20 protein-coding genes and 3 tRNA genes are annotated in these 21,464 nt (G+C 73.2%); 9 read left to right on the forward strand and 14 right to left on the reverse strand.

Translation table 11 applies throughout. The features are described from left to right. Positions 1-182: 182 nt before the first annotated feature. From ACWD4P_RS33365 to ACWD4P_RS33375, 3 genes are all read right to left on the reverse strand, one after another. Entirely contained in the window at positions 183-1,586 is a 1,404-nt protein-coding gene (locus ACWD4P_RS33365; RefSeq protein WP_449782218.1) for a glutamate decarboxylase, read from the reverse strand. A 97-nt stretch (positions 1,587-1,683) separates the two neighbouring features. Further along, entirely contained in the window at positions 1,684-3,117 is a 1,434-nt protein-coding gene (locus ACWD4P_RS33370; protein WP_359822873.1) for an FGGY family carbohydrate kinase, read from the reverse strand. Positions 3,118-3,290: 173 nt separating this feature from the next. After that, complete coding sequence (locus ACWD4P_RS33375; protein WP_449782227.1) at positions 3,291-3,584, reverse strand: hypothetical protein; 294 nt, start codon at positions 3,582-3,584, stop codon at positions 3,291-3,293. Positions 3,585-3,825: 241 nt separating this feature from the next. Here ACWD4P_RS33375 and ACWD4P_RS33380 point away from each other — a divergent pair. Both ACWD4P_RS33380 and ACWD4P_RS33385 read left to right on the forward strand, forming a co-directional pair. After that, positions 3,826-3,898, forward strand: a tRNA-Asn gene (locus ACWD4P_RS33380). A 63-nt stretch (positions 3,899-3,961) separates the two neighbouring features. After that, positions 3,962-4,034, forward strand: a tRNA-Asn gene (locus tag ACWD4P_RS33385). Between the two features lie 128 nt (positions 4,035-4,162). Here the strand turns inward: ACWD4P_RS33385 and ACWD4P_RS33390 are convergent. Together ACWD4P_RS33390 and ACWD4P_RS33395 are read right to left on the reverse strand one after the other, a co-directional pair. Beyond that, positions 4,163-4,909, reverse strand: coding sequence for a trypsin-like serine peptidase (locus ACWD4P_RS33390; protein WP_359822869.1), 747 nt, complete (start codon positions 4,907-4,909; stop codon positions 4,163-4,165). Between the two features lie 117 nt (positions 4,910-5,026). After that, on the reverse strand, positions 5,027-5,881 hold the full coding sequence (locus ACWD4P_RS33395; protein ID WP_449782219.1) for a trypsin-like serine peptidase: 855 nt from the start codon (positions 5,879-5,881) through the stop codon (positions 5,027-5,029). 191 nt (positions 5,882-6,072) lie between these two features. On the opposite strand from ACWD4P_RS33395, the gene ACWD4P_RS33400 reads away from it, so the two are divergent. Then, positions 6,073-6,146 (forward strand) — tRNA-Ile (locus ACWD4P_RS33400). Between the two features lie 173 nt (positions 6,147-6,319). Here the strand turns inward: ACWD4P_RS33400 and ACWD4P_RS33405 are convergent. Beyond that, positions 6,320-7,975, reverse strand: coding sequence for a M60 family metallopeptidase (locus ACWD4P_RS33405; RefSeq protein ID WP_449782220.1), 1,656 nt, complete (start codon positions 7,973-7,975; stop codon positions 6,320-6,322). A gap of 161 nt (positions 7,976-8,136) precedes the next feature. After that, entirely contained in the window at positions 8,137-8,490 is a 354-nt protein-coding gene (locus tag ACWD4P_RS33410) for a beta/gamma crystallin domain-containing protein (protein ID WP_359816876.1), read from the reverse strand. A gap of 522 nt (positions 8,491-9,012) precedes the next feature. On the opposite strand from ACWD4P_RS33410, the gene ACWD4P_RS33415 reads away from it, so the two are divergent. The 4 genes from ACWD4P_RS33415 to ACWD4P_RS33430 all read left to right on the forward strand — a co-directional run bounded on the left by ACWD4P_RS33415 (position 9,013) and on the right by ACWD4P_RS33430 (position 11,964). After that, on the forward strand, positions 9,013-9,960 hold the full coding sequence (locus tag ACWD4P_RS33415; RefSeq protein ID WP_449782221.1) for an SPFH domain-containing protein: 948 nt from the start codon (positions 9,013-9,015) through the stop codon (positions 9,958-9,960). 9 nt (positions 9,961-9,969) lie between these two features. After that, positions 9,970-10,212 carry a hypothetical protein gene (locus ACWD4P_RS33420; protein WP_359828950.1) on the forward strand — a complete coding sequence of 81 codons (243 nt, stop codon included), beginning with the start codon at positions 9,970-9,972 and terminating at the stop codon, positions 10,210-10,212. Positions 10,213-10,249: 37 nt separating this feature from the next. Further along, positions 10,250-10,918: a GPP34 family phosphoprotein gene (locus ACWD4P_RS33425; protein WP_449782222.1), complete on the forward strand. Its 669-nt coding sequence runs from the start codon at positions 10,250-10,252 to the stop codon at positions 10,916-10,918. A gap of 134 nt (positions 10,919-11,052) precedes the next feature. Further along, complete coding sequence (locus tag ACWD4P_RS33430; RefSeq protein ID WP_449782223.1) at positions 11,053-11,964, forward strand: 1-aminocyclopropane-1-carboxylate deaminase/D-cysteine desulfhydrase; 912 nt, start codon at positions 11,053-11,055, stop codon at positions 11,962-11,964. Between the two features lie 90 nt (positions 11,965-12,054). On the opposite strand, the gene ACWD4P_RS33435 is transcribed toward ACWD4P_RS33430, so the two are convergent. Together ACWD4P_RS33435 and ACWD4P_RS33440 are read right to left on the reverse strand one after the other, a co-directional pair. Further along, positions 12,055-13,635 carry an LCP family glycopolymer transferase gene (locus tag ACWD4P_RS33435; protein ID WP_449782224.1) on the reverse strand — a complete coding sequence of 527 codons (1,581 nt, stop codon included), beginning with the start codon at positions 13,633-13,635 and terminating at the stop codon, positions 12,055-12,057. A gap of 119 nt (positions 13,636-13,754) precedes the next feature. Further along, positions 13,755-14,219 (reverse strand): MarR family winged helix-turn-helix transcriptional regulator, encoded by a 465-nt coding sequence (locus ACWD4P_RS33440; protein ID WP_359828954.1) that lies wholly within the window; start codon positions 14,217-14,219, stop codon positions 13,755-13,757. 132 nt (positions 14,220-14,351) lie between these two features. Between ACWD4P_RS33440 and ACWD4P_RS33445 the strand changes: the two genes are divergently transcribed. Continuing rightward, positions 14,352-15,380 (forward strand): NADP-dependent oxidoreductase, encoded by a 1,029-nt coding sequence (locus ACWD4P_RS33445; RefSeq protein WP_449782225.1) that lies wholly within the window; start codon positions 14,352-14,354, stop codon positions 15,378-15,380. A 362-nt stretch (positions 15,381-15,742) separates the two neighbouring features. Beyond that, positions 15,743-16,237, forward strand: a complete 495-nt coding sequence (locus tag ACWD4P_RS33450) for a DUF3145 domain-containing protein (protein WP_449782226.1) — start codon at positions 15,743-15,745, stop codon at positions 16,235-16,237. 98 nt (positions 16,238-16,335) lie between these two features. On the opposite strand, the gene fabF is transcribed toward ACWD4P_RS33450, so the two are convergent. The 5 genes from fabF to ACWD4P_RS33475 form a co-directional block, all read right to left on the reverse strand. Beyond that, positions 16,336-17,601 (reverse strand): beta-ketoacyl-ACP synthase II, encoded by a 1,266-nt coding sequence (gene fabF, locus ACWD4P_RS33455; RefSeq protein WP_359828957.1) that lies wholly within the window; start codon positions 17,599-17,601, stop codon positions 16,336-16,338. 188 nt (positions 17,602-17,789) lie between these two features. After that, positions 17,790-18,029, reverse strand: a complete 240-nt coding sequence (locus ACWD4P_RS33460; protein WP_359828958.1) for an acyl carrier protein — start codon at positions 18,027-18,029, stop codon at positions 17,790-17,792. A gap of 78 nt (positions 18,030-18,107) precedes the next feature. Further along, the gene (locus ACWD4P_RS33465; RefSeq protein ID WP_359828959.1) at positions 18,108-19,139 is read right to left on the reverse strand and encodes a beta-ketoacyl-ACP synthase III; all 1,032 of its coding nucleotides are present in this window, start codon (positions 19,137-19,139) and stop codon (positions 18,108-18,110) included. Then, a complete protein-coding gene (locus ACWD4P_RS33470) occupies positions 19,136-20,086 on the reverse strand; it encodes an ACP S-malonyltransferase (RefSeq protein WP_359828960.1) in 951 nt (316 codons plus the stop codon). The genes ACWD4P_RS33465 and ACWD4P_RS33470 overlap by 4 nt, the downstream gene beginning before the upstream one ends. 91 nt (positions 20,087-20,177) lie before the next feature. Further along, the gene (locus ACWD4P_RS33475) at positions 20,178-21,374 is read right to left on the reverse strand and encodes a PucR family transcriptional regulator (RefSeq protein ID WP_359828961.1); all 1,197 of its coding nucleotides are present in this window, start codon (positions 21,372-21,374) and stop codon (positions 20,178-20,180) included. Positions 21,375-21,464 lie beyond the last annotated feature (90 nt).

Raw genomic sequence — 21,464 nt, forward strand, 5'->3', positions numbered from 1 at the left:
CGGACGGATCCCCCGGGTGCACTTCGAGGCCGACTACCGCGAGCGGCTCTGGTTCGGCGACCTGGCTTCGCTGCGCCCTCCCCACCGTGAGGTCTTCCCGGGGCGCCCGAACGGTCGGCGGCGCCCGAACGGGCAGGGGCGCCCGAACGGTCGGTGGCGTGCGAACGCCCGGTGGCGGCCGTTCAGTGGTGGAAGCCGGGCCGGGCCGGCACCCCGAGCTCGCGGAGCGGGACGGGTTGGCGCCGCAGCTCCGGCAGCAGCCGGTCGAGGTCGCCCAGCAGCAGGTCGGCGAGGTCCCGGGAGAAGCCGTTGCGGCAGACCACCCGGAGCACCGACAGGTCCTCCCGGTTCGCCGGGAAGGTGTACGCGGGCACCTGCCAGCCGCGTTCGCGCAGCCGCCGCGACACGTCGAAGACGTCGAACGGGACGTCCCCCTCGGTGGTGAAGGCGAACACCGGGAGCTGGTCGCCCCGGGTCAGCAGCCGGAAGCCGTCCAGTTTCCCGATCTGCCCGGCCAGGTAGCCGGAGACCTCGCGGCAGGCGCCCTGGACGGCCCGGAAGCCCTCCCGGCCGAGCCGCAGGAAGACGTAGTACTGGGCCACCACCTCGGCGCCGGGCCGGGAGAAGTTGAGGGCGAAGGTCGGCATCTCGCCGCCCAGGTAGTTGACCCGGAAGACCAGTTCCTCCGGCAGCGCCTCCTTGTCGCGCCAGAGCGCCCAGCCCACGCCCGGGTACACCAGGCCGTACTTGTGGCCGGAGGTGTTGATGGAGGCCACCCGGGGCAGCCGGAAGTCCCAGACCAGTTCCGGGTCGAGGAAGGGCGCCACCATGCCGCCGGAGGCACCGTCCACGTGCACGGGGACGTCGGTGCCGGTGCGCTCCTGGAGCGCGTCCAGGGCCGCGCAGATCTCGGCGACCGGCTCGTACGAGCCGTCGAAGGTGGAGCCGAGCACGCCGACCACTCCGATGGTGTTCTCGTCGCACAGGGCGACCGCCCGCTCGGCGTCCAGGTGGAAGCGGCTGCCCTCCATCGGCGCGGTGCGCGCCTCGACCTCCCAGAAGTTGCAGAACTTCTCCCAGCACACCTGGACGTTGACGCCCATCACCACGTTGGGCCGGGCCCCGGCGGCGTAGCGGTCGGCGTTGCGGCGCGTCCAGCGGCGCTTGAGCGCCATGCCGGCCAGCATGCAGGCCTCGCTGGAGCCGGTGGTGGAGCAGCCGACCGCGGCGTCCGGGTCGGGGGCGTGCCAGAGGTCGGCGAGGATCGCCACGCAGCGCCGCTCCAGTTCGGCGGTCTGCGGGTACTCGTCCTTGTCGATCATGTTCTTGTCGAGGCACTCGGTCATCAGCCGGGTGGCCTGGGCCTCCATCGAGGTGGTGACGAAGGTCGCCAGGTTGAGCTTCGCGTTGCCGTCCAGCATCAGCTCGTCGTGGATCAGCTGGTACGCGGTGTCGGCGGCGACGGGGCCCTCGCCGAGCCGGTGCAGCGGCGGGGCGAGCTTCATCGAGCCCAGCGGGTCGGCGATGGTCGGGTACGGGCCGATGCTCAGCCGGCGGTCGCCGCCGGCCCCCTTGTGCAGCGCCATGGCGTCCTGCCGCCCTTCGCGTCGGTGGCCGTGTCCCGTCCCACGCTGCCACCGGGCGAGGGGTGACGCATCCGCACGCCCGGAGTCCCCGGCGGGGTCAGGCCGCGGCCTCCGGGTGGACCTGGTCGCGGGCGGCCCGGTACTGCTGACGCACCGCCGAGCCGATCGCCAGGTCCTGCTCCCCGTCGGGCTCGACGGTCTCGGCGTCCGGCAGCTCCCACTCGGGCGGCTCCGGGGTGCCGGCCAGCGCCCAGGCGGCCTGCCGGGCGGCCCCGCGGGCGGCGTGCGCGCCGGGCGGCGGCACCACGACCGGGACGCCGAACAGCATCGGGGCGATGTGCCGGACGGCGGGCAGCCGCCCGGCCGTGCCGAGCAGGAACACCCGCTTCACCGCGACGCCCTGGGCGCGCAGCACGTCGAGGGCGTCGGCGATGTTGCAGAGCATGCCCTCGACGGCGGCCCGGGCCAGGTGCTGAGGGGTCATGGCCTCGGCCCGCAGGCCCGTCAGGGTGCCGGCCGCGTGCGGCAGGGCGGGGGTGCGCTCGCCGTCCAGGTAGGGCAGCAGCACCAGGCCGTAGGCGCCGGGGGAGGAGTGCAGGGCGAGGTCGCTCAGGCCCTCCAGGTCCAGGCCGAGCATGGCGGCGGTGGAGCGCAGCACCTGGGCGGCGTTGAGGGTGGCGACCATCGGCAGGTGCCGGCCGCTGGCGTCGGCGAAGGAGGAGACCAGGCCGGACGCGTCCACCACGGCCTCCCCGTGCACCGCGAAGATCGTCCCGGCGCTGCCCAGCGAGACCACCGCGTCGCCCGGGCCGAGCCCCAGACCCAGGGCGGCGGCCATGTTGTCCCCGGTGCCGGCCGAGATCAGCAGGCCCTCGGGGGTGTGCCCGGCGGGCTCGGCGGGGGGCAGCACGTCGGGCAGCCGGAGCTCGTGGCCGAGCGCCAGCTCGACCAGGTCCTGCCGGTACTCGCCGGTGATCGGCGACCAGTAGCCGGTGCCGGAGGCGTCGCCGCGGTCGGTGGTGCGGCGCTTGGGGTGGCCGAGCAGCTGCCAGACCAGCCAGTCGTGCGGCAGCAGCACCTCGGCGACCCGGCGGGCGTTGGCCGGCTCGAACTCGGCCAGCCAGCGCAGCTTGGCGATGGTGTACGTGGGGGCGGGCACGGCGCCGATCGCGGCGGTCCAGGCGGCGGCGCCGCCGAGGGCGTCCAGCAGCTTGGCGGCGGCGCCGCTGGAGCGGGGGTCGTTCCAGAGGATCGCCGGGCGGACCAGCACCCCGCCCGCGTCCAGGCCGATCATCCCGTGCTGCTGGGCGCTGACCCCGATCGCCCGGACGCCCTCCAGCAGGCCGCCGGTCGCGGCGTCGCCGAGCGAGTGCAGCCAGACCTGGGGATCGGTCTCGCCCGGGCGCAGGTCCTGGTCCTCGGGGACGGGGTGCGGCGCCTTGCCGGAGCGCAGGACGGCACCGGTGTCGGCGTCGCACGCGACGATCCTGGTGCGGTTGGTCGAGCTGTCTATCCCCGCGACGATGGCCATGCCGAGATCATGCCTCAGCCCGGCCCCGGACGCGTGCGGGCCGGGCGGGCCGTTGCGGCTTCGCGACGCCGGGTTGGGCCGCGCTTGGCCCCGGTGTCACCGTCCCGTCACGGGGGGTGGGTACGTGCCCGGGCCGTGCGTCGCGGGACGTACGGCCCGGGCGCGTACCGGGCTCAGGGGCGGAAGGTGCCCCAGCCGTCGTCCTCCGCCCGGGAGCGGTTGAAGTACGGCACCCGGTCCGTGACGGCGCTCGGCAGCCGGTCGCCGACCCGGTCGGCGACCGCGCCGGCCGCCTTCCCGGCCACCGCCCCGGCCTGCTGCCGGGCCCGGTCGGTCGCACCCTGCACCGTGGGGTTCCGGGCGATCTGCCGGGTGACCTTGGCGATCTGTTCGTAGCGCTGGCGCCCGGCTCGCGAGCCCAGGACGTAGCCGGCCGCGAAGCCCGCGGCCAACGACAGCTTCCACATGGTCGGATCCACCCTCTCCTGGCGGCTTCTGCCGCATTGCCCTACCCGTCCGTCGGGACGGCGAACCGTCCGCGCCCCAGCATCCCCGGCCCCGCCGCCGGGCGCGCGCGGGGCACGCCGGAGCGGCAGCCCGGTGGCAAGCCGGGAAAGCGATTGGCGGACCACCCCCCCGAGTGCGCTAATGTATGTCCCGCAGCGAGCGCCGAGGAGCCCGGGAGACCGGGGCCGAGGCGGTGGCCGATCCCCCATAGCTCAATTGGCAGAGCAGCCGACTGTTAATCGGCAGGTTATTGGTTCGAGTCCAATTGGGGGAGCTCGGGAGCGGGTCCCTCCGGGGTCCTGGTTCCCGTCCGTGGTACGGCAGTTGGGTACCGCGATCCCGCATAGCTCAATTGGCAGAGCAGCCGACTGTTAATCGGCAGGTTATTGGTTCGAGTCCAATTGCGGGAGCTGCACCGGGTCCGCCCGGTGACTGCTCAGAGCGAAGGCCCCTCGGTCGACCGGGGGGCCTTCGTGTTGCCCCCGCCAGGCTCCGCGACGTGACGTGCGCGACACCGCCCGCGGGCCGGGCTGCCCGGTCAGGCGGTCGCCCTCCGGTAGAGCTCGGCGACCCGCTGGTCGAAGGTGACGCTGTACGAGGTGCCGGGGGTGCTCCCGCCCTCCTGGTAGCCGCCGATCACGCCGACGACGGCGCCGTTCGCGGTGACCCACGGGCTGCCGCTGGTGCCGTCGGTGTAGCCGCCGCAGTCGAAGCGCTCCTGGGTGGCGCTCTGCGAGCTGGTCCGGACCGCGCAGGTGATCGGCTCGTCGCTCTCGTTCGGGTAGCCGGTGACGGAGACGGACAGGCCGAAGCCCTGGCCGGTGTCGACCGGGTTGCCGCCGACCGCGTCCTCCACCTGCCGGCCGTCGACCGTGCCCACGGTGACGAACGCCACGTCGTACTCGGGATCGTCGCCGGCCGCCCAGTGCGGGTCGACGGTGATCGCCTGCACCGGCCAAGTCCCGTACGGCGTGGAACCGTTGCGGTAGCCGGGGGTGAACACCAGGCCGTCCAGCAGGCCGATCCGGCGGGTCTGCACGCAGTGCGCCGCGGTGACCAGCAGATTGCGCCGGGGGCTGTGCACCACGCTCGCGGTGCAGGCCCGCGGCCCCTGCGCGGTGTGGAGGGAGAGGGTGCCCACCCGGTCCCGGGCGGGGCTCTGCTGCGCGACCTCGGCGCTGGGTGCCCCGTCCTGGCCGCCGCACGCGGTGCCGGTGGCCAGCAGCAGGGCGGCCAGCGCGGCCGTTCGTGCCGTACGCGCGGGCCGTGCCGGGCGGGAGGCCATCGGGGCTCCGTCTCGTTCCTCGGGGCGGGCACCGGGGCCGTGCGTTCCGCCGTTCGTGAGGAAGATCTACCAGGCCGTGCCCGGCGGCGCCACCGCCGGGCCCCGCCCGCCGCCCGGTCAGCCGGTGGCGCGGTCGTACAGCGCCTGGACGCGGTCGCCGAAGTAGCTGCTGTACGAGGTGTCCGGGCTGTCGCCGCCCTCCTGGTAGCCGCCGATCACGCCGACCACGGTGCCGGTCCTGGTGGCCGGGTCGAACGCGGTGACCCAGGGGCTGCCGCTGGTGCCGCCGGTGTAGTCGGGGCAGTCGATCCGCAGCTGGGTGGGGCTCTGCTGGACGGTCGTGTTGGAGCAGGTGATCGGGACGCCGCTGCTGCTCGGGTAGCCGGTGATCTTCACCGGGAGCCGGTAGCCGCGGTTGACGCCGAGTCGGTTGGCACCGAGCACCTGCTGGACCTGCCGCCCGCCCTGGGCCTGGACGATCGCGAAGGCGACGTCCGCGTCCGGGTCGGCGTGGTCGTTCCAGCCGTCGTCCACGGTGACGGCCAGCAGCGGCCAGACGCCGCTGGGGGTGTCCCCGTCGCGGTAGCCGGGGACGAAGACCAGGTCGCCGCGGCGGCCGAGCCGGGGATCCCAGACGCAGTGGGCGGCCGTGACGATGAGGTTGAGGCCGGCGCTGTCGACCACGCTGGCGGTGCAGAAGTGGTCGCCGTCGGCGTTGCGGGTGAACACCGCGCCGACCAGGCCGTTGAGCACGGTGGGCTTGGCGGTGCGGGTGACCCCGGTGTGCCGGCCGGCCGCGCCCTTGAGCCGCTGCCGGCTCCAGCCGTGGCTGTCGGAGGGGGCGGCGGTGGGCGGTGCCGAGGTGACGGTCGGGGTGCCGCCGCCGCCCGGTCCCGCCGCGGTGGTGCAGCCCGCCGCGGCCAGCGCCAGGACGAGCGCCGCGGCCACCGCCCCCGTCCCACGTGTCGTCATCCGTCCAGGCTGCCCCGGTCGGGCGCCCCGACGCCAACCGGGCTGCGCCGCCCGGGAGCCGCCCGCCGTCGCGCACCCTCCTGCGCCCCCGGCGCGCACCACGGGTGATCGACCGGCTATGCTGCCCGGGACGGCCTCGCTGGGGCCGTCTGCTGCTGCCGTGTGCCGACGACCGGTGCGCGCGGCGAACCGGGGCGGTAGCTCAGCCGGTTAGAGCAGGGGACTCATAATCCCTTGGTCGTGGGTTCGAGTCCCACCCGCCCCACCCTCAAGGCCGACCTCGGGCCGGCGGGCGTACGCCCCTGAGCGGGGGAGGACGTCCGCCCCGCCACCGAGACTGTAGGGCACCCGCCCGCCGGACCGGCTGTGGCGCGCCGGAGTTCACCCCGGTTGGGGACCGGTCGCCGGTGTCGGGATCCGCCGGAGACGGCCGCCGGCTCAGGATCCGCCGAAGACCGGTGTCGCCGTCGGATCCGTGGCGGGCCCGGGCAGTTCGAGTGCGGCGATGCCGTCTTTCGTCGCGGTGTCCGGCCGCAGGCCCCACCGCGTGAAGTAGTCGCCGAGATCCGTGCCGGAGGCGACGCAGGCGGAGATCATGAAGTACCTCTTCTTCTCCGCGTCGCCCTTGATCCGCTCCCGCCTCCTCGCCATCCGGTGGAGGCGGTGGTAGAAGCCGTCGCCGAAGACGACCCGCAGCTGCTCGAACATGGCGAGCCGCACGAACTCGTCGGCGTCCTCGAACGTCTTCCCCGTGCCCGCGAGGTACTTCTTGGCGTCGTCCCACTCGGCGGGGGTGCCGTGCTTCTGCGGCAGCCCGGAGGGGAAGAGCCGACGTGCCGCGAGGGTGTAGACGTTGACGGTGGTCTCCGTCATGGCCCCCCAGCTCCAGTGGTCGGTCTGCTGCCGCTGGTGTCCGAGCTCGTGCCACTCGCCCCACGCCTGGCACTGCCTCTCCGGCGCGTAGACGTTCGCCGCGTCCCCGGCCGGAATGGCCGCCCGGTAGTCCTTGGAGTTCGGATCGGTCTCCGTGCGGGTGATCACGACCATCGGCCGCAGCGGGCTGGGCCGGTCCGGAAGGGCTCCCGCGCCCAGGCCGCTGATCGCGTCCTGGGCGTCGACGATGTCCTGGTACCCCGTCAGCAGCGCCTCCTGGTCCCGGTCGGCGTACCGCGCGGCGTGGGAGACGAGCCCGGTGAGGATGACGCGGTCGCCGGAGTGCTCGGCCACCGGCACCTTCGACACGTCGAGCATGTGCCGCCACTGCGCGGCCGTGGTGATCCCCTGCCGGTAGAAGGGGAACGGCTCGGCCCCTTCGCCCAGCGTCACCGTGATCGCGGGAGCCTCCTGGCCCGGATCCGCCGCGTAGCGGACGTACAGGATTCCCCCGTAGAGGTTCGAGACCCGGTTGGCTCCCTCGGTCAGTTTCTGCCGGAAGGGGCCGGGCGTGACGTCGTCGTCGTAGTCCTTGTCGGGGTTGATCAAGTCCGGCGTCCCGATGACGATTTCCGGTTCGACGGTTGTTCCGGAAAGCCCGGAAACGGTGACCGTGAGGTCCTCGTGCGGATTCAGGTAGAAGCCGGTCGGCTGGAAATCCGCCCACAGGGACCGCTGTGCCAGCCGCCCGCGTTCGGACTCGGCCGAGGGCAGGGCGGATATGTCCAGTGACCGCGGCTGCGGATAGGCGGACTTCTCGGTCTGGTGATAGACGGGCGCCGCCCGTACGGCCCAGGTGTAGGTGTGCGTCGCCGTGCTGGACACTTTTCCGCCCACCCGGGAGACGAGCTTCAGGGTGCTGGAGACCGTCGTGTCGACCGGATGGCCGGGATCCAATCTGACCGAGATCTTCGTCCAGCCGAATTCCTCCTTCCCCGTTTTTCCCCAGCCGCACGCGACCTCGCCGGAATCGTTCCTGCCGCACGGCCCGCCGTAGACCTCCGTGATGGTCAGTCCGGCCGATACCTTGTTCTCCAAGGTGACGCTGTCCGCCGTTCCCGGTCCGTCGTTGTGGAACTCCGGGACGTAGAAGAGGGTTTGGCCGGGGTAGATCACATGGCCGGCGTAGTTCGGCTGGATGCGCATCTGGGCCTTGGCCATGGCGCACCCCCTTTCAGGGATCGGCCGCCAAGCCCCACGCTACGGCGGTCCCGGCCGCCCCGCACCCGCGCTCGCGGCCGGCCGGGACGGGCCCCGGGCGGGTGGAGCTCCGCCGGGGCCCGTCCCGCCGAATTCACGTCACGGACGTCTCCGACGGCGTGTCAGAGGATTTCGATGTCCTTGACCAACGGCGGGCGGTTCGGGTACGTGATGTCGGTCCAGCGCGGGATCCTGACCGAGTCCCCGTTGGCGTCGTAGTAGATCAGGTCGTTGTTCCCGGTGGAGATCCGGTCGACCCACCAGTTGCCGAAGGAGGTCCGGCCGGCGTTCGCGTAGCAGTCCACGCTCTGGCGGCCGTCGCTGTGCGACCAGATCTTCAGGAAGTTCTCGCCGCCTCGGCACTCGACGTGGTCGATGGCGAAGGCGTTGCCGGACGGGACGGCCACGGTCAGGACGGCCGCCGCGGCGAACGCGGCGGTCACGGAACTCACGATCTTCTTCGTCTTCGAGATCACGGGTTCTCCTCGGAGAAATCGAATCGAATGGTGAATCGGGAACGCACTGACAAGGGAATTCCCGGTTGAATCGTGCTCGACCAGCATCTGGGCGGCCGGTGGGCGCGGTCAATCGCGCCCGTCGCGCACCGACCGGTTATCGGACACATCCGGTCGGGCGTTGCGTGCCGGGCGGGCCCCGTGGTGCCGGTGGGGCGGGGCGCGGCCGCCGGGCGGAGCCTCCTCGGCCGCGGCCCGCCGGGAGGCGCCCGTCCCGTCCGCCCCCGCGCCGGCCTGGAGTGACGGCCGGACCGCCGGTCGGGGCGCCGGCCCCGCGGTGGCGCGCGGCGGCCGGCGGTGGACGGATGAGTGGAACCGGTCGTGGCGCGGCGGCGGGACGGGCGTCCGTCCGGCGTGTGGCTTACCCTCCGCCCCGGTCCGTCCCCGCCCGAGCCTGGCGCGGTGCGGCAAAAAAGTGATATCACTTTGACAGCTGAAGCGGACATCCGCGCAGCGAACATCGCACTGGGGGGAGTCATTCCCATGACCACACCGCGTTCCGCCGTCGAGGACGGCCCTGTCCTGGACCTCCCGGTCCCCAAGATCACCGAGCGTGCCGTCACCGGCGCGGCCGGCCTGCCGGTCCTCGGCGGCACGCTGCTCGGCCTGCTCGCCGGCATCGGCTCGTTCGTCGTCGGCGCGGCCCAACTGTCCGTGAGGACCAACGGGTTGGGCATAGCCCTGATCGTCGCCGGGCCGCTGCTGCTGGTCGGCTCGCTGCTGCTGATGTGCGGGCTGACGGTGGTCTCGCCCGGCCAGGCCCGGGTGGTCCAACTGCTCGGGCGCTACCGCGGCACCGTCCGCGCCGAGGGCCTGACCTGGCTGAACCCGTTCACCAACCGCCGCCGGATCTCCACCCGGATCCGCAACCACGAGACCGAGACCACCAAGGTCAACGACGCGGACGGCAACCCGATCGAGATGGCCGCCGTGGTGGTCTGGCAGGTCGAGGACACCGCGATGGCGATGTTCGAGGTGGACGACTACGCCGACTTCGTCGCCATCCAGACCGAGACGGCCGTCCGGCACATCGCCACCAGCTACCCGTACGACGCCCACCACGAGGGCCAGTTGTCGCTGCGCGACGGCGCCGACGAGATCGCCCGCAAGCTCTCCGCGGAGATCGCCGCCCGGGTCGCCTCGGCCGGGGTGCGGGTCATCGAGTCCCGGATCACCAGGCTCGCGTACGCTCCGGAGGTCGCCCAGGTGATGCTCCAGCGCCAGCAGGCCGGGGCCGTGGTGGCGGCGCGCAGGCTGATCGTCGAGGGCGCCGTCGGTATGGTCGAGGAAGCGCTGGACCGGCTCGCCGAACGCGATGTCGTGGATCTGGACGAGGAGCGCAAGGCCGCCATGGTGAGCAACCTCCTGGTGGTGCTCTGCGGCGACCGCGGCACCCAGCCCGTCGTGAACACGGGCTCCCTCTACCAGTAAGGCGAGTCCTTGGCGACGGAACGGAAGAAGATCCTGTTGCGACTGGACCCTTCAGTTCACGACGCGCTGGCCAGGTGGGCAGGGGACGAACTGCGCAGCACCAACGCCCAGATCGAGTTCCTGCTCCGCCGCGCCCTCACCGACGCGGGCCGGATGCCCAGCGGAGCGACCCGGCTTCCCCGGCGCGGACGCCCGCCCAAGGAGAGCCCGACCGACGAGAGCCCGGAGAACGGCGGTCCCGACGCGGACTGACCGCGGGCCCGGGCTCGGAGAACCTTCGGAGACCGAGATGGACCTGCCCGTCAACCTGCCCGAGAAGCTCTACCTGCTCGCCTACGACCCGCGGCGCGCACGCACCACCCAGCACTCCTCGCTCAACCTGCTGCTCCAGGCGGCGGCGCTGACCGAGCTGCTGCGCCGCGGCCTGCTGTACGAGGAGGGCCGCAAGGCCGCCGTCCGGGTCCGCGGCGCCGCCGCCGAGGCCGGCCTCGACCCCTACAGCGCCCGCCTGTTGGGCCAGATCCGGGAAGCCCGCCCGCACAGCTGGAGCTCGTGGGTCGGCCGCGCCAGGAGCGCCGGCCGGGAGCAGCCGATCCGCCAGGTCCGGGACGGCCTGGCGGACTCCGGCCGGGTCGTCCTCCGATCGCACCGGGTGGCGGGGGTGCTCCCGGTGACCCTGGTCACCCTGACGGAGCCGGCGGTCCGCGAGGCGCTGGCGGCCTCCGTCGCCGGATCGCTGAAGGCGCCGCTCAGCCGGGTCGACCCGGCCGACGCCGCGCTGACCGCCCTGGTCGCGGCGGGAAGGCTCCGTACGGTCCTGAGCGCCGGGCAGCGCCGTGAGCACCGCGGCCGGATCGCGAAGCTGGCCCCCGCGGCCGGCCCGGTCCCGCGCGCGCTCGGCACGGCGCTGGCCTGGCGGATGTCGGGCCACTCGGCGGAGCTCGCGGCCCTGGGCTGACGGGCCGTCCCACGGGGAGACGGCCGGACGGGGGAGACGCGGAGCCCGGTCGCCGGTACGGCGGCCGGGCTCCCGTCCGTCCGGGGCCGCACGCCATGGGGCGCGGCCCGCAGGACACGCCCTAAGCTGGCCGGATGCTCGAACCCGCCCTGCTGCCGACCCCGCTGGTGGACTGCGCCGACGAGGTCTTCGCCCGGGCCGGGGTGGAGCTGCGGCTGAAGCGGGACGACCTGCTGCACCCGACCGTCCCGGGCAACAAGTGGCGCAAGCTGGCGCCCAATCTGGCCGCCGCCGTGGAGCAGGGCCACACCCGGCTGCTGACCTTCGGCGGCGCGTACTCGACGCACCTGCGGGCCGTCGCGGCCGCCGCCGGGGCACTCGGGCTGGAGAGCGTCGGGCTGGTCCGCGGCGAGGAACTGGCCGACCGGCCGCGCAACTGGTCGCTGCGGGCCGCGGAGGCGGCCGGGATGCGGCTGGAGTTCCTGACCCGGGCCGAGTACCGGGAGGCCACCGGCCGGTCGGCGGGTGCCTTCCCCGAGGGCGCCCTGCTCCGCCGCTGGGGCCCCTGCCTGGTGCTCCCGGAGGGCGGTTCCAACGCCCTGGCCGCCGTCGGCGCGGCCGCGATCCCGGCCGAACTGCCCGGTCTCGGCGAGCGGGACGTGGTCTGCTGCCCGGTCGGCACCGGTGGGACCCTGGCCGGCATCGCGGCCGGTCTGCCGGCGGGCGCGCGGGCGCTCGGGGTGGCCGTGCTGCGCGGCGGTGAGGGCTATCTGGAGACGGAGGTCGCCCGGCTGCACCTGGCGGCCTACGGGCGCGAGTTCGGCAACTGGCGGATCGACCACGGGCACCACGGCGGCGGCTACGGCAGGGTCCCGGCCGAGCTGGCCGGCTTCGCGGCGCGGTTCGAGCGCAGCCACGGCGTCCCGCTGGAGCGCCGCTACGTCGCCAAGCTGCTCGCGGCGCTGGCCGATCTGGCGGCGGCGGGCGCCTTCCCCCGGGGCACCCGCCTCACCGCCGTCGTCACCGGGCTCCCGGATCCGGAGTAGGGCGTGCCGCGCGGCCCCGGGAGGGAGCCGTACGGCACGCCCCGGCTCCGGGCCGGCTCGGGGACGCCGGCCGGGGCCGGGAGGAGGCGGTCAGCCGAAGGTCAGGTTGGCGCACGGGTCGGTGTCGGCGTTGCGGGTGTTCTCCGCTATGCCGGTGGGGATGCCGCTCGGGACGCCGCCGGGAGCGGCTCCCGGGGTGCCAGGGGCGTTCGGGACGCTCGGGGTGGCGCCCGCCGTGGTGCCGGTACCGGGAACGGCCGCCGCGCCGGGCTCCGGGCTGGGGGCGGCCACCGAGTCGATCCGGGTGCCCGCCGAGCGGTAGTCGGCGCCGAGGGTGACGGCGATCGCCCCCGAGCCCGGCTCCTCGACCGCCTTGGCGCCGGGGAAGAGCGCCACGACCCGGTCGGCGGTGGCCTTGAGCGCCGGGTCGTAGGAGACCTGGGTGGTCTGCTGCCCGGGGGCGTTGTGGCCCAGGGTGATGTTCCGGAAGCCGCGCGCCTTGAGCGTCTCCGCGCCGGAGCCGGCCAGGCCGGGCGTGCCGACGCCGTTGACCACGGTGATCGGTGCCGCGCTCTGCTCCGGGGTGAGCGGGGTGCCGGGTGCGCCCGGGGCGCCCGGGTCGGCGCTGGGGGAGGAGGTCACCTGGCCCGTCCCGGAGGTGCTCTGCCCGTCCAGGGTGCGGTCCTCGCGCAGCAGCTTCCAGAGGGTGTCGGCGTCCGGCTGGACCAGCCGCACCCGGTCGCCAGCGAAGCGCCAGGGGGCGGTGACGAAGACGACGTCGGAGAGCTTGATGTCCTGGATCGAGCGGGCGAAGTCCACCAGCTTCATCGCGGTGCCCAGCCCCTCGTCCACGGTGAGGGACTTGGTGGCCGCGTCGGCCAGCGGCAGCAGGGTGGGCAGTGAGAAGCCCTGGCCCTGCACCTTCTTGATCATCGACGAGAGGAAGGCCTGCTGGCGCTTCATCCGGCCTATGTCGGAGTTGTCGCCGATGCCGTGGCGGGCCCGGAGGTAGTCCACCGCGGACTGCCCGGAGAGCTTCTGGAGGCCCTTCTTCAGGTGTATGCCGTACTGGTTGACGTCATTGGGGACGCAGGCCTCCACGCCGCCGACGGCGTCGGACATCGCGGCCGCGCCCTTGAAGTCGACCACGACCGTGTGGTCGATCCGCAGCCCGGTGAGCTTCTCCACGGTGTTCTGGGTGCAGGCCGGGTTGCCCTTCTCGGCCAGGCCCACGGTGAAGGCGGAGTTGAACATCTGGTCGGTCTTCGGCGTCGTCCAGTTGCCGTTCGGCAGCTTGCAGGACGGGACGGTGACCAGGGTGTCGCGGGGGATCGAGACGCCGACGGCGTGCTTGTGGTCGGCGTAGACGTGCACCAGGATCGCGGTGTCCGAGTGGCCGACGCCCTCGTCGCCGCCGCCCAGCGAGTCGTTGCCCTCGTCCCGGGTGTCCGAGCCGAGCAGCAGCACGTTGACCGGGACGGACGCGCCCGGGCTGGCCGGGACGGGGGCCGGCGGGCGCTCGGTGGCGACACCGCCCGAGTCGAAGGTGGTGATGTTGTTGTCGAGCCGGTGGTAGAACCAGGCTCCGGCGCCCACGACCGACAGCACCAGTACGGCGGCCAGGCCGATGGCCGTCCGCAGGTAGCGGCGCCGACGCGTGCTGCTGCTCATACTCCGTGCCCCCCGTCTTCAGGTCTCTCGCGTTCGATGTTCGAACGTTAGACGTTCCGGAAGGCGGTTCGGTTACCCCCCTGGGGGCTACGAGCACCCCCCAGGTCCTGTGATGCTGCTCACGCACCCGGGCCGGAGGCGCCGGCGAGCATCCGCCGGAGCAGGTCGCGCAGGGCCGTCCGCTCGTCCGGACCGAGTGCGGCCAGCGGTTCCCGGGCGAAGTTCAGCGACTCGCGGAGCTCCTCGGAGGCGGCCGAGCCGGTGTCGGTGGCGGCGACCAGCTTGACCCGGCGGTCGTGCCGGTCGGCCTCGCGGGTCACGAAGCCGCGGGATTCGAGCCGGTCGACGATGCCGGTGATGTTGGACGGCTCGCAGCTGAGCGTCTGGGCGATCTGCCGCATCGGCATCGGTCCGCGCCGCAGCAGGGCGAGCACCTTGGCCTGGGCGCCGGTGAGCGAGCGGGCGGCGGCGGCCTCCTCGTACTCGCGGTGGAACAGCGCGACCAGGTTGGCCATCAGGTCGACGACCTCGCGGGTGATCTCGTCGGGCCGCGGCGTGGCGTCCTCGATCGGCTGAATGTCCATGGTGAAGAGTCTACCTGAAAAGTTGACAACATGAACCTTTCATGTCCATCGTTACTTCAGTAGCTCAACCTTTCATGTGCTTGAGCCGCAGCCCCACCACACGTCGAACCCGAACCACAAGGAGCGCCCCCGATGGCAGAGCAGGCCGCCGCCCCCGCGACCGCCCGTGAATGGCACCTCGCCGCCCGCCCCCAGGGCTGGCCGGTGCCCGCCGACTTCGCCCTGGTCGAGGCCCCGGTCCGGACCCCGGGCCCGGGCGAGATCCTGGTCCGCAACGCCTACCTCTCGGTGGACCCGTACATGCGCGGCCGGATGAACGACGTGAAGTCGTACGTCCCGCCGTTCCAGCTGGGCCAGGCCATGGACGGCGGGGCGGTCGGCCATGTCGTCGCCTCCGGGGCCGAGGGCTTCGCCCCGGGCGACGCGGTGCTGCACGGGCTGGGCTGGCGCGAGTTCGCGACGGTGGAGGCGGAGCGCGCGGTCAAGGTCGACCCGGCCGCCGCGCCGCTCCCGGCCTACCTCGGCGTGCTCGGGATGCCGGGCCTGACCGCCTACGCCGGCCTGCTCGCCGTCGGCGGCCTGAAGGAGGGCGACAAGGTCTTCGTCTCGGGCGCGGCCGGCGCGGTCGGCTCGCTGGTCGGCCAGATCGCCAGGCTCAAGGGCGCCTCGCTGGTGGTCGGTTCGGCCGGCTCGGCGGAGAAGGTGGCCAAGCTGGTGGACGAGTACGGCTTCGACGCGGCCTTCAACTACAAGGACGCCCCGGTCGCCGAGCAGCTCGCCGGGGCGGCCCCGGACGGCATCGACCTCTACTTCGACAACGTCGGCGGCGACCACCTGGAGGCCGCGATCGGCGCGCTGAACGTGCACGGCCGCGTGGTGCTCTGCGGTGCCATCGCCCAGTACAACGAGACCACCGCGCCCGCCGCCCCGCGCAACCTCGCGCTCGCCATCGGCAAGCGGCTGCGCCTGGAGGGCATGCTGGTGACCGACCACGCCGGGCTCCAGTCGCAGTTCGTCGCGGAGGTGGCCGGGTGGCTGACGTCCGGTGAACTGCGCACCGAGGAGACGGTGGTGGACGGCTTCGAGAACGCCGCCGAGGCCTTCCTCGACCTCCTGCGCGGCGTCAACACCGGCAAGATGGTCGTCCGCCTGGGCGACTGACGCGTCGTCAGGATCGCTGACCGCCCCGCCGCCCCGACCGGGTGGCGGGGCGGTCGGTCATGGGTGGCGCACCGTCCGGAGCGGCCGCCCGGCCGCACTACCGCATTCCCGCCGGATCCGAAAGTGCGTCATCCATCCTGTGGCGCCGCGCGGTACGGTGGTCCCGCCGGCGATGGGGCCGTTCGGGGGAGAGATCCGGCCGAGGGGTAGACCTCGTTGAGGATTCGACTAGCATTGAGCGAAAGCCTGTCCGTTTTGCTCAAATTAGTAGCTTAATGTCGGCTAACGTGGGTAACTGCGGATCAACCACAGGCACGAGGCAGCTGGGGAAGGCGACCCTCGTCCACAGCCTGGAGGTCCCGGTGACGACACGTGGAGTTCTGTACATCCACTCCGCGCCCCGCGCGCTGTGCCCGCACGTCGAGTGGGCCGTCGCGGGGGTGCTCGGTGTGCGGGTGAGCCTGGACTGGATCCGCCAGCCGGCCGCACCCGGGAATTGGCGTGCCGAGCTCTCCTGGCAGGGGGAGCCCGGTGCGGCCTCGAAGCTCGCCTCCGCGCTGCGCGGCTGGCAGCTGATGCGGTACGAGGTGACCAGCGAGCCCTGCGCCACGGCGGAGGGGGAGCGGTACAGCAGCACGCCCTCGCTCGGCATCTTCCACGCCGTCACCGGCATCCACGGCGACATCCTGATCCCGGAGGACCGGTTGCGCGCCGTCCTGCTGCGCGCCCGCAACGAGGGCGCCGACCTGGAGGCCGAACTGGCCCGGCTGCTCGGCAAGCCCTGGGACGACGAGCTGGAGCCGTTCCGGTACGCGGGCGAGGGCGCGCCGGTGCGCTGGCTGCACCAGGTGGTCTGAGCCCGCCCGCCACGGCGGCGCACGGCGCCGACGGCCACGGCCACCCACGGCGAAGGGCCGGCACCCTCCACGAGAGTGCCGGCCCTTCGCGTCGGGCGTCAGCGGGTGCGGAAGGCCAGCACCACGTTGTGGCCGCCGAAGCCGAACGAGTTGTTCAGCGCGGAGATCCGGCCCTCGGGCAGCTTGCGGGCCTCGCCGCGGACGATGTCGGCGTCCACGTCGTCGTCCAGCTCGTCCACGTTGATGGTCGGCGGGGCGATCCGGTGGTGCAGGGCCAGCACGGTGGCGACGGTCTCGATGCCGCCGGCGCCGCCCAGCAGGTGGCCGGTCATCGACTTGGTGGCCGAGATCGCGATGTGGTCCAGGTCGTCGCCCAGCTCCTTGCGCAGCGCCTTCAGCTCGGCGGTGTCGCCCTGGGGGGTCGAGGTGGCGTGCGCGTTGACGTGCACGATCTCGGCCTTGTCCAGCTCGTTGCGCTCGAACAGGTCGGCCAGCGCGCGGGCCACGCCGGCGCCGGTCGGCTCGGGCTGGGCGATGTGGTGGGCGTCCGAGGACAGGCCCTGGCCCACGGCCTCGCAGTAGATGCGGGCGCCGCGCGCCTCGGCGTGCTCGACGGACTCCAGCACGACCACGCCGGCGCCCTCGCCCAGCACGAAGCCGTCGCGGCCCTTGTCGTACGGGCGGGAGGCGCGCTCGGGCTCGTCGTTGTTCTTGGACATCGCCATCATGTTGGCGAACGCGGCGATCGGCAGCGGGTGGATCGCCGCCTCGGTGCCGCCGGCCACCACGACGTCGGCGCGGCCGGTGCGGATCATCTCGATCGCGTAGCCGATCGCCTCGGCGCCGGAGGCACAGGCGGAGACGGGGGTGTGCACACCCGCGCGGGCACCGACCTCCAGGCCGACGTTGGCCGCCGGGGAGTTGGGCATCAGCATCGGGACGGTGTGCGGGGAGACCTTGCGGGAGCCCTTCTCCTTCAGCACGTCGTACTGGTCGAGGAGGGTGGTCACGCCGCCGATGCCGGAGGCGATGACGGTGCCCAGGCGCTCGGGGGCGAGCTTGGAGGACTCGTCGGTGGCGGGGGTCTCGAAGCCGGCGTCGGCCCAGGCCTCGCGGGCGGCGATCAGCGCGAACTGGGCCGAGCGGTCCAGCTTGCGGGCCAGCGGGCGGGGCAGGATCGTGCCCGGCTCGACGGCCGTCCTCGCGGCGATCTTGACGGGCAGGTCCTCGGCCCACTCCTCGGTCAGGGCCGCCACGCCGGACTTGCCGGCGACCAGGTTCTCCCAGGTGCTGGCGGCGTCGGCGCCCAGCGGCGTGAAGGCGCCGATACCCGTGACGACCACGGTGCGGTTTTCAGCGGTCACTGGTTTCTTCTTCTCTCACGTGTGCGGGGGGTCGGCGGCGTGCCGAGGATGGGCCCGGCCGGGCACCCCGGTGAGGGGGTGTCCCGGCCGGCGGGTCGACCGGGGGCTCGTAGAGCCCGGCCGACAGGTCGGCCCTCGCCGGCGTACGGGACGCCGGAGGGGCCGACCGGGTCGAACGAGTCGATCGCTCAGGCGTTGAGGATGTAGTTCACCGCGTCGCCGACGGTCTTCAGGTTCTTGACCTCGTCGTCCGGGATCTTGACGTCGAAGCGCTCCTCGGCGGCCACGACGACCTCGACCATGGACAGCGAGTCGACGTCCAGGTCGTCGGTGAAGGACTTGTCCAGCTGGACGTCCTCGACCGGGATGCCCGCGATCTCGTTGACGATCTCGGCGAGACCGTCCAGGACCTCTTCCTGGGTAGCCATACTGGCTGCTCCTCTTCGGTGTTGAGCGTGTCCGGCCGGATTCGGCCGGACACAGGTTTGTGGATTGGGCGAAAGCGCCTAGGGGAGAGTAACGACTGCCGCGGCGTACACGAGACCCGCCCCGAACCCGATGATCAGGGCGAGGTCCCCGCTGTGGGCCTCACCGCTCTCCAGCATGCGTTCCATCGCCAGCGGGATGGACGCCGCGGAGGTGTTGCCGGTCTCCGCGATGTCGCGGGCGACGGGCACCGACTCCGGCAGCTTGAGCGCCTTGATCATGGCATCCGTGATCCGCATGTTGGCCTGGTGGGGGATGAACGCACCGAGCTGGTCGGCGGTGATCCCGGCGGCGTCCAGCGCCTGCTGGGCCACCTTGGCCATCTCCCACACGGCCCAGCGGAAGACCGGCTGGCCGTCCATCCGCAGGGCCGGCCACTTGGTCTCCTCGCCCGCGCCGTTGATGGCGTCGGACTTGGCGAAGGCGGTGTCCCAGGCCTCGGTCTGGGTGATCAGGTCGGCCTGCGAGCCGTCCGAACCCCAGATCAGCTTGCCGATGCCGGGCGTGTCGGACGGGCCGACGATCGCGGCGCCGGCGCCGTCGCCGAAGATGAAGGCGGTGGAGCGGTCCGACTGGTCGGTCAGGTCGCTGAGCCGCTCGACACCGATGACCAGCACGTACTCGGCGTTGCCGCCGCGGATCATGCCGTCGGCCAGGCCCAGGCCGTAGCCGAAGCCGGCACAGGCGGCCGAGATGTCGAAGGCCGGGGCGGTGCCGCAGCCGAGCCGCTCGGAGATCTCGGTGGCGATCGCCGGGGTCTGCTTGAGGTGCGAGACGGTCGAGACGATCACGCCGCCGATCTGCTCGGCAGTGATCCCGGCCTGGGCGATGGCCTTGCCGGCGGCCTGGATCGACATCTCGGCGACGGACTCGTCCGGGCCGGCCCACCGGCGCTCGGCGATCCCGCTGCGGGTGCGGATCCACTCGTCCGAGGAGTCGATCCACTCCAGGACCTCGGAGTTGGGGATCACCCGGACGGGACGGTAGCCGCCGACACCGAGGATGCGCGAGTACTGGGCTCCGCTCACCGGGCGGATCTGGGGCTTGGTCATGCCTGGTTCTCCTGCTCCTGACCGCCGTGCTCCGCGACGAGCTCGCGGGCCTTGTCCAGATCGGCGGGGGTCTTGAGGGCGAGCGTGGCCACACCCTTGAGGTTGCGCTTGAGCAGCCCGGTGAGGGTGCCCGCGGGGGACAGCTCGATCACGGCCGTCGCGCCCAGCTGCCCGATGGTCTCCATGCAGAGGTCCCAGCGGACCGGGTTGGAGACCTGCGACACCAGGCGGGCGAGGACCTCGGCGCCGCTGTCCACGACCGCGCCGTCCTTGTTGGAGACGTAGCGGACCTGCGGGTCGGCGGCGGTCAGGGTCGGGGCCAGCTTGGCCAGCCGCTCGACGCCCGGAGCCATGTGCTCGGTGTGGAAGGCGCCGGCCACCTTGAGGGCGACCAGCTTGGCGCGGGCCGGCGGGTCCGCCTTCAGCGCCTCCAGCTGGGCCAGCGTGCCGGCGGCGACGATCTGGCCGCCGCCGTTGTTGTTGGCCGCGGTCAGGCCGTGCTCGGCCAGCTTCGCCGCGACCTCCTCCGGCTCGCCGCCGAGCAGGGCGACCATGCCGGTCTCGGTGACGGCGGCGGCCTCGGCCATGGCCCGGCCGCGCTCGCGCACGAAGGCCAGCGCGTCGTGGGCGGTGAGCACCCCGGCGCCGGCGGCGGCGGTGATCTCACCGACGCTGTGGCCGGCCACGGCGCCGACCAGCTCGCGGGCGGCGTTCTCGTCCGGGAACAGCGCCCGGGCGGTCACCAGGCCGGCGGCGACCAGCAGCGGCTGGGCGACGGCGGTGTCCTTGATCTCCTCGGCGGACGCCTCGGTGCCGGCGTGCACCAGGTCGAGCCCGGCGACCTCGGACCAACCGCGCAGGCGGTCGGCGACGCCGTCGAGTTCCAACCAGGAGTTGAGGAAGCCGGGGGACTGGGCACCCTGTCCAGGGGCGACGATTACGAGCACGGTTCAACCCTCTCTCGCCAGGCGCCCAGGGGCGGGTAGGCGACGGTAACGAAGAAAACCATCCGGGATTGTATGGTCCCTACACTCCGGCTCAGCCGGGCTCCCCGACGGCGCCCAGCCGGCCGAGGGCCAGCGCGATCCGCAGGGTGAAGGCCGAACGTACGTCGGAGGGGGCGTACCCCGTGACATCAGTCACACGTCGTAGCCGGTAGCGCACCGTGTTGGGGTGGACGAAGAGCATCCGGGCGGCGCCCTCCAGCGAGGAGGCCTGCTCCAGGTAGACGCTCAGCGTCTCCAGCAGGGCGGAGCCGGCCTCGTCCAGCGGTGTGTAGATCTCCTCCACCAGCTGACGGCGCGCGGCCTGGTCGCCGGCCAGCGCCCGCTCGGGCAGCAGGTCGTCCGCCAGCACCGGTCGGGGGGCGTCCGGCCAGGCCGCGCAGGCGCGCAGACCGGCCGCGGCGGCGTGCGCCGAGCGGGTCGCGGAGAGCAGGTCGGGAACGGTCGGGCCGACCACCACCGGGCCCGGCGCGAACTGGCCGATCAGCGCCCGGGCCGCGTGCACCGGCTCCTTCTCGCCGCCCACCACGACCACCAGGCGCTTGCCCAGCACCCCGGTCAGCACGTTCAGCTTGGCGTACCGGGCGGCCCGGCGGATCGCCTCGACCACCAGCTCGCTGTCGCCGTCCGGGGCACTGCCCATCACCACCCGGACCTGGCTGGGCTGGCCCCAGCCGAGCGCCGCGGCCCGGGAGAGCACGCCCTCGTCGGCGTCGCCGGACAGCAGCGAGTTGACCACCAGCGCTTCCAGCCGGGCGTCCCAGGCGCCGCGCGCCTCGGCGGCCTGGGCGTACACCTGGGCGGTCGCGAAGGCGATCTCCCGGGCGTAGACCAGCACCGACTCGCGCATGTCCGCCTCGTCGCCGGGGGCGGCCACCTCCTCGATGGCCTCCTCCATCACCTCGATCGTGGTGCGGATCAGCTCGACGGTCTGGCGCAGGGTGATCGCCCTGGTCAGCTCGCGCGGGGCGGTGCCGAAGACGTCGGTGGAGATCGCCTGGGCGGCGTCCGGGTGGCGGTACCACTCGGTGAAGGCGGCGATGCCGGCCTGGGCGACCAGGCCGATCCAGGACCGGTGCTCCGGCGGCATCCGCCGGTACCAGCCGAGCTGGTCGTCCATCCGCGAGATCGCGGCGGTGGCCAGCTTGCCGGAGGACTTCTCCAGCCGCTTGAGCGTCGCCGCCCGGCGCTCGGCCCGCTCGGCGGCGTTTCTGCGCTCCTGCGCGGTCAGGCGGGGCGCCGCGCGGCCGCACCGTCTCCCAAGCAGTCCGAGGCCCCGGCCTGCGACGATCCCGCTACAGGGGCCTCGCCAACACCCACC

It is taken from the genome of Kitasatospora sp. NPDC002543 (assembly GCF_053594915.1).